This is a genomic window from Winogradskyella sp., from assembly GCF_025210595.1.
Lineage (GTDB): Bacteria > Bacteroidota > Bacteroidia > Flavobacteriales > Flavobacteriaceae > Winogradskyella.
The window spans coordinates 44,584-52,382 of the sequence record NZ_JAOARH010000100.1 but is presented as its reverse complement, the minus strand read 5'-3'; the positions used below and the strand labels follow the sequence as shown (position 1 = coordinate 52,382).

The 7,799-nt window shown below is 31.5% G+C and carries 8 protein-coding genes; 2 read left to right on the top strand and 6 right to left on the bottom strand.

Annotated features, from left to right (window positions below; translation table 11 throughout):
* Positions 1–147 precede the first annotated feature (147 nt).
* The 4 genes from N4A42_RS11155 to N4A42_RS11140 form a co-directional block, all read right to left on the bottom strand.
* Positions 148–930 carry an ABC transporter substrate-binding protein gene (locus tag N4A42_RS11155; RefSeq protein ID WP_294073962.1) on the bottom strand — a complete coding sequence of 261 codons (783 nt, stop codon included), beginning with the start codon at positions 928–930 and terminating at the stop codon, positions 148–150.
* 57 nt (positions 931–987) lie between these two features.
* Complete coding sequence (gene pyrF / locus N4A42_RS11150) at positions 988–1,815, bottom strand: orotidine-5'-phosphate decarboxylase (RefSeq protein WP_294073960.1); 828 nt, start codon at positions 1,813–1,815, stop codon at positions 988–990.
* 81 nt (positions 1,816–1,896) lie between these two features.
* Positions 1,897–2,973, bottom strand: coding sequence for a peptide chain release factor 1 (gene prfA / locus N4A42_RS11145; protein WP_294073958.1), 1,077 nt, complete (start codon positions 2,971–2,973; stop codon positions 1,897–1,899).
* A 124-nt stretch (positions 2,974–3,097) separates the two neighbouring features.
* Positions 3,098–4,384 (bottom strand): ATP-binding protein, encoded by a 1,287-nt coding sequence (locus tag N4A42_RS11140; protein WP_294073956.1) that lies wholly within the window; start codon positions 4,382–4,384, stop codon positions 3,098–3,100.
* Positions 4,385–4,578: 194 nt separating this feature from the next.
* Between N4A42_RS11140 and N4A42_RS11135 the strand changes: the two genes are divergently transcribed.
* Entirely contained in the window at positions 4,579–4,884 is a 306-nt protein-coding gene (locus N4A42_RS11135) for a hypothetical protein (RefSeq protein ID WP_294073954.1), read from the top strand.
* A 6-nt stretch (positions 4,885–4,890) separates the two neighbouring features.
* Positions 4,891–5,553 carry an ATP-binding cassette domain-containing protein gene (locus tag N4A42_RS11130; RefSeq protein ID WP_294073952.1) on the top strand — a complete coding sequence of 221 codons (663 nt, stop codon included), beginning with the start codon at positions 4,891–4,893 and terminating at the stop codon, positions 5,551–5,553.
* A 2-nt stretch (positions 5,554–5,555) separates the two neighbouring features.
* Here the strand turns inward: N4A42_RS11130 and N4A42_RS11125 are convergent, their stop codons facing one another.
* Together N4A42_RS11125 and N4A42_RS11120 are read right to left on the bottom strand one after the other, a co-directional pair.
* Positions 5,556–6,557, bottom strand: a complete 1,002-nt coding sequence (locus N4A42_RS11125; protein WP_294073950.1) for a DUF3078 domain-containing protein — start codon at positions 6,555–6,557, stop codon at positions 5,556–5,558.
* A gap of 6 nt (positions 6,558–6,563) precedes the next feature.
* Positions 6,564–7,763: an AIR synthase related protein gene (locus N4A42_RS11120; RefSeq protein WP_294073948.1), complete on the bottom strand. Its 1,200-nt coding sequence runs from the start codon at positions 7,761–7,763 to the stop codon at positions 6,564–6,566.
* Positions 7,764–7,799 lie beyond the last annotated feature (36 nt).

Here is a 7,799-nt window from a genome sequence, read left to right as displayed (position 1 = left end):
TAATTATATGCTAATATTAACATAACATTTAATCTCAAGAAAGCTTACATCTTTGCAGTGCAAAATGATGACGAGTCATAAAAAAGCGTTGGTAAGTTAGTTAGATTTGAAAGTCGGTATTTTAGTTAGGTACCGACTTTTCATTTTTTAATTGTGAAGCGTTAGAAAGTACTTGTAAGCTTTCTGTAATCTACTTCCATACCAAGAAAACATTTCGCCATCTACTATTGCTGTTGTATTTTGAGGAAAATAAGATTTCAACTCTAAAACTTGTTTTTCCTTAAATGGATATGGCTCGCTAGATAAAAAAATGCAATCCGTTTCATCTAGCTTTAAATTTTCTAAATCAACTTCTGGATAACGCGTTTCAAACTCAAAAACATTTTTAAAACCTGCTTCTTTTAGCATAAAATCAATAAAAGTGTTTGAAGCTGCAACCATCCATGGATTCTTCCATATAAAATAAGCTACTTTTCTTTTTTCTTTAGCTTTAATTTTATGTTGAAATTGCTCTCGCTCTTTTTGAATGTTATCAATTATCTCTGAAGCTTTAGACATTACATTAAACAATTTACCATACATATTTATAAGCTGATAACAATCCTTAAGATTATTAATATCGCTAATATGTATTGGCGCAACAGGCTCTAATTCTTTTATAATGTCTTTGGTATTCTCTTCTTTATTACAAAGAATAATATCTGGTTGAAGATCTTTTATTTTTTGAAGCTGTATGTCTTTAGTACCTCCTACAATGGTTTTATCCTTTCGTATTTGTTTTGGGTGAACACAAAATTTAGTAACACCTACTACAGTACTTTCTAAACCTAAATCTATTAATAGCTCGGTTTGAGAAGGCACTAACGACACTATACGTTTTGGTGTAACTTTTAATTGCAGTTTACGATTGAGTTGGTCTAAATGTATCATTGCAAGAGGATGTATTTTCCGAGGTAACCTCAAATTTAAGAGATTTCCACGTCATTATCATTCCTCAGAATGACGATTTAATTCTTCTTGCATCTGCTTTTGTAATTCTTCAGCTTTTTTTGCAGCAGCTTGAGCAAAATCCTCTTCTTGTGAAGCATAAATAATTCCTCTAGATGAATTGATTAACAAACCAACCGTATCATTCATTCCATATTTACATACCTCTTGAAGATTACCTCCTTGCGCTCCTACTCCAGGCACCAACAAAAAACTATCTGGAATAATAGTTCTTATATCTGCTAAATATTCGGCTTTGGTAGCACCTACCACATACATTAGATTTTCAGAATTTTGCCAAGATTTTGAAGTTTTCAGTACCTCTTTATAAAGCTCAATTCCATCTACAGTTTTCGTCTGAAAATCGAAAGCTCCTTGATTAGAGGTTAACGCTAAAAGTATGGTATGCTTATCCTGAAAAGCTAAAAAAGGTTCTACGGAATCTTTTCCCATATAAGGTGCTACAGTAACACTATCAAAACCTAAATCCTCAAAAAAGGCTTTAGCATACATGGTACTTGTATTACCAATATCACCACGTTTAGCATCAGCAATAGTGTATATCTCCGGATAGTTTTCATTGAGATAATTTATTGTCTTTTCTAATGCTTGCCATCCTTTAATTCCATAGGCTTCGTAAAATGCTGTATTGGGTTTGTAAGCCACACAAAGATGATGTGTTGCATCTATAATAGCTTTATTAAAAGCAAAAATAGGATCCTCCTCTTTTAATAAATGCTTAGGAATTTTATTTAAATCTACATCCAATCCTATACAAAGAAAGGATTGTTTTTTTTGGATTTCAGAAACTAGTTGCGTTGTTGTCATATTTGTCATTCCTGCGAAGGCAGGAATCTCATATTTTAAACAAATTTTACTCTATTTTAGGTTCCTGCCTTCGCAGGAAATCTAAATCACATCATCGTTAGCTTTTAGCAATTCTGTATTTTCGGCTAACATTAATTCGTCAATTATTTTTTGAATATCGCCATTTATGATGTTCTGTAAATCATACAATGTTAATCCTATTCTATGATCTGTAACACGTCCTTGTGGATAGTTGTAAGTTCTAATCTTTGCACTTCTATCACCAGAACTCACCATACTTTTTCGCTTCTCAGAATCTGCAGCTTGCTTTTTAGCCAATTCTAATTCGTATAAACGTGAACGTAATACTTTAAGTGCTTTTTCTAAATTTTTGTGAGATGATTTTTGATCTTGGCAACTCACAATCATTCCAGTAGGCTCGTGGTGTAATTTAATTGCAGAATAGGTGGTATTTACAGATTGCCCACCAGGACCAGTTGACGTAGTACGTTCTATACGTACTTCTGTCATATCTAACTCTACATCAAACTCTTCCGCTTCTGGTAAAACGATAACAGTTGCTGCACTAGTATGTACACGTCCTTGGGTTTCGGTTTGTGGCACACGTTGTACACGATGTACGCCAGCTTCAAACTTCATTGTACCATAAACATCTTCACCAGAAACTTCAAAAATAACTTCTTTAAAACCACCTGAAGTTCCTTCATTCATACTCACAACACTTGTACTCCAACCTTTGTCACTACAATATTTAGAATACATTCTATACAAATCACCTGCAAAGATACTAGCTTCATCACCACCTGTTCCTGCACGTACCTCAACGACTACATTCTTAGCATCATCTGGATCTTTTGGAATAAGTAAGAATCTAATCTCTTCTTCAATACCAGGTAATTGTTCTTTAGCCTCATCGAGCTGCATTTTAGCCATCTCAACCATTTCGGCATCAGAACCGTCTGAAATTATTTCTTCAGCTTCAGAAATATTATCTAACAGCTCTTTGTAAACTTCTCCTTTGTCTACAATTTGTTTTAGATCTTTATATTCTTTATTAAGTTGTATGTAACGCTTTTGGTCTGATATAATATCTGGTTGAATAATAAGGTCATTTACCTCATCGAATCGTTGCTTTACAATCTGTATTTTCTCTAACATCGTTCTTCAAAAAATTGATTTTCAAAAATACGATAATTTATGAATTCTAAAGCGGGAGTTTATAGGACATATTAACAATTAGAATATATCCTATATAGTCTTTTAGAGTAATAATTGTTGAATATTATTTTTTTATAGTAAAGTAAAAGGTAGTTCCTATGCCTTCTTCACTTTCTAACCAAATTTCTCCTTCGTACAGTTTAACTATCTTTTTAACAATAGCCAATCCTACACCAGATGAAGCACTTGTACTCTCTAGTTTAGTAAATGTCTTAAATATTTTATCGAAGTAGGCAGAGTTAATTCCAATTCCGTTATCACTTACTGAGAACTGATAAAAATCGTCCTTTGTCTCACATTTAACCTTAATAATGCCTTTTTCTTTATCATTAAATTTAATGGCATTTTGGATTAAATTTTGGAATAACTGCTGAAATTTTAATTTATTACCTTTAAGATTTGGCAAGTTTTCTTGAACAATAACAGATACATTATTAGGTATTGCCATTATTCTTTTTAAATCTGCAAAAATCGCGTTTAAATCCACACAATTATCTAATGTATCTTCTTGTGATGCAACAGAATAATCAAGAACACCTTTTATTAATAAATCCATTTTTTCAGCATTAAACAAAACGCTCTTTAAAGGCTGCATTCTTTCTTCACTAATTACATCTTTATTATCCATGATAAACCACTCTACCAAATTATTCATATTGATTAATGGTGATTTTAAATCATGAGATACAATTTGAGCGTAATCGTTTAATTTTTCATTTTGAGAATAAAGACTCTTTAGCAACAATTCTCTCTTTTTTTCTTGTGCTTTTATGATATCATACTGTTCTTTTCTTTGCTGTAGGTTAGCCAACATATTTGCAAAAACAAACAAAATATCCTTTTCACTATCAGAATAATGATAAATGTCTCTCACAGAATCAAACCCTAAAAAACCAATTAACTCGTTGTTTCTAATTTGCGGGATTGCAATTAAACTTTTAATTCCTTGAGGCTCTAAAATATTCCTCAAGCAATATTCATTATCAGATATAGGCAGTAATGAAACGTCAGACACACAAAATGCTTCGCCTTTTTCGTGCGCATGTACCCAATCTTTTATAAAATCTATTGGTACATTCTGTAAATTACTTTTCTCTGGTTTAATACCAATATTACACCACTCATGTGTGTTTGATGTAACTCTATTAACGAAGTCATATGTAAAAACATAACTTCTATCAGCATTTACAAACTGACCTATTTGACGTAAAGAAGTCTCTATTAAATTATCTATATCTGATAAGTCGTGATTGATAAATTTTGTAGAAATATTAATTAATAAATCTTGAAATTGAATTCGGTTATCTACAAAATTTCCATCTATAATATCAATAACTTTTGCATTTTTCATGAGGTTAGGGGCTTAAAAGTTGAGGCTAATATATGTCATTTTATCGAAACTTACGTGCATTTCATCGAAAATAATGTTAAAAAAACACAAGAGACCTATAAAAAAGAAAGTAAAAAAAACTCATAGAAAAGAATATAACAATGACTCTAAAGCTTTAAAATTGAAAATAATTCAAGAAATAAAATCAATTAATAATGCGTTATAAATATATGATGCATAGATTCCTAGCTATACTTGCATTTTACAAACCGTTTGTAGTTTGGTCTACCATAGTAACCGCTTTTATCGGGTTTTTTAATCCGCATTTAGTTCCGGCTATAGTTACCAAATTATTTTTAACGGTTTTTGCATGGTATTATATTAGAGAAACACCTAACAAACGAAAATTAACTCTTTATAAAAATCTAGGCATTTCTCCATTAAAGCTTTTTTCTTCAATGTTTATTGTAGATTGCATTTTAACAATTAGCTTCCTTATTGTATTTAAGGAATTTACATAAATAATAATGATTTTTGAATTAGATAATGTAGAACTATACTTTAAAAACAAACGTATTTTACATGGCATTTACCTAAAAGGAGAAACTGGAAAAGTAACTTCTATATTAGGACATAATGGCTGTGGCAAAAGCAGTTTAATGAATATTGCCTTTGGCAATTTAAACCCTAAATACAAGCTAGTTAGAATTGATGGTAAGCCTATCTTAAAGCCTCTTTATAAAACCAGATTTGTTAAATTCTTACCTCAACACAACTTTATACCCAAAGACATGAAGTTGCTATATGCTTTTAAATTGTTTGAATTAGACTGGAACTACTTCATTAATGATTTTGAAGCGTTTGAAATCTACAAAAACTCTAGATTTAAAAATCTATCTGGTGGTGAAAGGCGTATTGTGGAAACCTATATTATTTTAAAATGTGAAAGTAAAATTGTATTTCTCGATGAACCTTTTTCTCATGTTTCTCCATTATATATTGAAAAAATAAAGACTTTAATAACTAAAGAAAAGAAGAATAAAGCAATAATTCTTTCTGATCACATGTATAGACACATCATTGATTGCTCTGACAACATTTACCTTTTAAAAAATGGTGCGACAAAAAAAATTGAAAAACTCAAAGAGCTTGAAGATTATAAATATTTAAATACAGGGCACCTCAATTAACATCAAGGTTGCGAGCTACTAACCAATACACTCTCTAAATCTACCACAACACCAACTCCAAGTATTTGTTTCCACTGTATTTTAGGACCTTCTATAACTATTTCTTCATTGGTAATTTCGTTTTTTTCTACTTCGGCTTTTATATCATCGTCATATCTTAAATGCGAGCCTAAGGTAGCTTGCACATATTTGTTAACCTTCATATTTACATGAACCTCCCAATCTACATCAACATTTCCAAAGTTTATTAAATAATCTGTATAAAGTCTTAAGCGAGAGTTTAATTTAATATTTTCAAAAACTTCATCTTCAAATTGACTCGTAAATAACATTCCAAATTCACGACGTGTCAACTCCCCTTTTCTTACAAGATTTCCTTCCGTATCATAAATAGCTGGTTTTACACCAAATGCACCTTGATTTGCTAATGCTTCATTTAAAACAAAAGTTGTTTTTAATGTTATAGGAGATGCGTATAAAGAAAATCTATCTATATGCCTACCATATTCCATACCAGCACCTAGAAACATATAGCCTGGTGCCATAAATTTTGAAATGGGATTATCGTCGTCTGGATTGCTATAACCGTTTGCAAATTGCGTATTAAAGCTAAATCTGGCTGAATAAAACCAATTACTTTCTGGACTTTTCTCTAAACCCAAATTTGACTCCAACTCTATAACATCGTCTGTTTTAAACAATGCTCTACCTTCTTGTTTATTTAATCCATAACGTAAGTTAAGCGAAGAATTCCAAAAGTATACTTGAGTTTTATATTTAGCAGAAGCTTTACCACTAAGAATTGCTGAAATAGAGTTTGTACCTCCGGAGTTCCAATTGGTGAATGACACCTGATTTAAAGTAAGACCAACTTCATTCTTAGTTTTCCAACCTAACTCTTTTTTTATAACTGGTTTTGCAAAAAACAAAGAATCTGGTTGCGATACAGCAACTATAGAAACAAATAAGCTGCAAGTAAAGAGTAAAGATTTAATGGGCAGCATATTTAATTAATAAGTAAATGTACCATATTCACTTTTAATAGTAAGCTTTTTTATTTGACTCTGATTTCCGTCAGAATTAAAAGCTTCTACTCTACCAATTATTTTAGCTTCTACATTAAAAGATTTAGAAATAGCAATAATATCCTCAGCGACTTCTGGTTTTACATACAATTCCATTCTATGACCACAATTAAAGACTTGATACATTTCTTTCCAGTCGGTTTTAGATTGTTCTTGTATTAGTTTAAATAATGGAGGAATCTCAAACATATTATCTTTTACAATATGTAAGTTATCTACAAAATGTAAAATTTTAGTTTGTGCTCCACCACTACAGTGTACCATACCATGAATAACATCGCTATTATACTTATTTAATATAGATTTTATTATTGGCGCATACGTTCTGGTTGGCGACAACACTAATTTACCAGCATCTATTGGTGCGTTTTCTACACTATCTGTTAGTTTAGTATTCCCAGAATAGACTAATTCTTCTGGTACAGCAGCATCAAAACTTTCAGGATATTTTTCTGCCAAATACTTATGAAACACATCGTGGCGCGCAGAAGTTAAACCATTACTTCCCATACCACCATTGTACTCAGTTTCATATGTCGCTTGTCCAAAAGACTCTAGACCAACAATAACATCACCTTCAGCAATGTTTGCATTATCAACAACATCTGAACGTTTCATACGTGCAGTTACCGTAGAATCTACAATGATCGTTCTTACTAAATCACCTACATCTGCTGTCTCACCACCAGTTGAATGAATGGTTACACCAAAGTTTTTCAAATCTTCTATTAACTCTTCGGTACCATTAATTATTGCTGAAATAACTTCTCCCGGAATTAAGCCTTTATTTCTCCCAATGGTAGAGGATAACATAATATTATCTGTAGCACCTACACATAGAAGATCGTCTATATTCATAATTAAAGCATCTTGTGCAATGCCTTTCCATACAGAAAGATCTCCTGTTTCTTTCCAATACATATATGCTAACGATGATTTTGTACCAGCTCCATCAGCATGCATAATAAGACAATATGCATCATCATTGGTTAAATAATCTGGAACTATTTTACAAAAAGCCTTAGGAAATAAGCCTTTATCTATATTCTTTATGGCGTTATGTACATCCTCTTTTGAAGCAGAAACACCTCTTTGCGCATATCTTTTGCTAACCGAATTACTCATTGAAACTAATTATGATATTGGTTTTGCAAAATTAAG

Excerpts from the sequence above, each read along its gene's own strand:
- N4A42_RS11140 (WP_294073956.1), bottom strand. The coding sequence starts at position 4,384 with ATGAAAAATGCAAAAGTTATTGATATTATAGATGGAAATTTTGTAGAT.
- N4A42_RS11135 (WP_294073954.1), top strand. The coding sequence starts at position 4,579 with ATGCGTTATAAATATATGATGCATAGATTCCTAGCTATACTTGCATTT.
- N4A42_RS11120 (WP_294073948.1), bottom strand. The coding sequence starts at position 7,763 with ATGAGTAATTCGGTTAGCAAAAGATATGCGCAAAGAGGTGTTTCTGCT.
- N4A42_RS11155 (WP_294073962.1), bottom strand. The coding sequence starts at position 930 with ATGATACATTTAGACCAACTCAATCGTAAACTGCAATTAAAAGTTACA.
- pyrF (WP_294073960.1), bottom strand. The coding sequence starts at position 1,815 with ATGACAACAACGCAACTAGTTTCTGAAATCCAAAAAAAACAATCCTTT.
- prfA (WP_294073958.1), bottom strand. The coding sequence starts at position 2,973 with ATGTTAGAGAAAATACAGATTGTAAAGCAACGATTCGATGAGGTAAAT.
- N4A42_RS11125 (WP_294073950.1), bottom strand. The coding sequence starts at position 6,557 with ATGCTGCCCATTAAATCTTTACTCTTTACTTGCAGCTTATTTGTTTCT.
- N4A42_RS11130 (WP_294073952.1), top strand. The coding sequence starts at position 4,891 with ATGATTTTTGAATTAGATAATGTAGAACTATACTTTAAAAACAAACGT.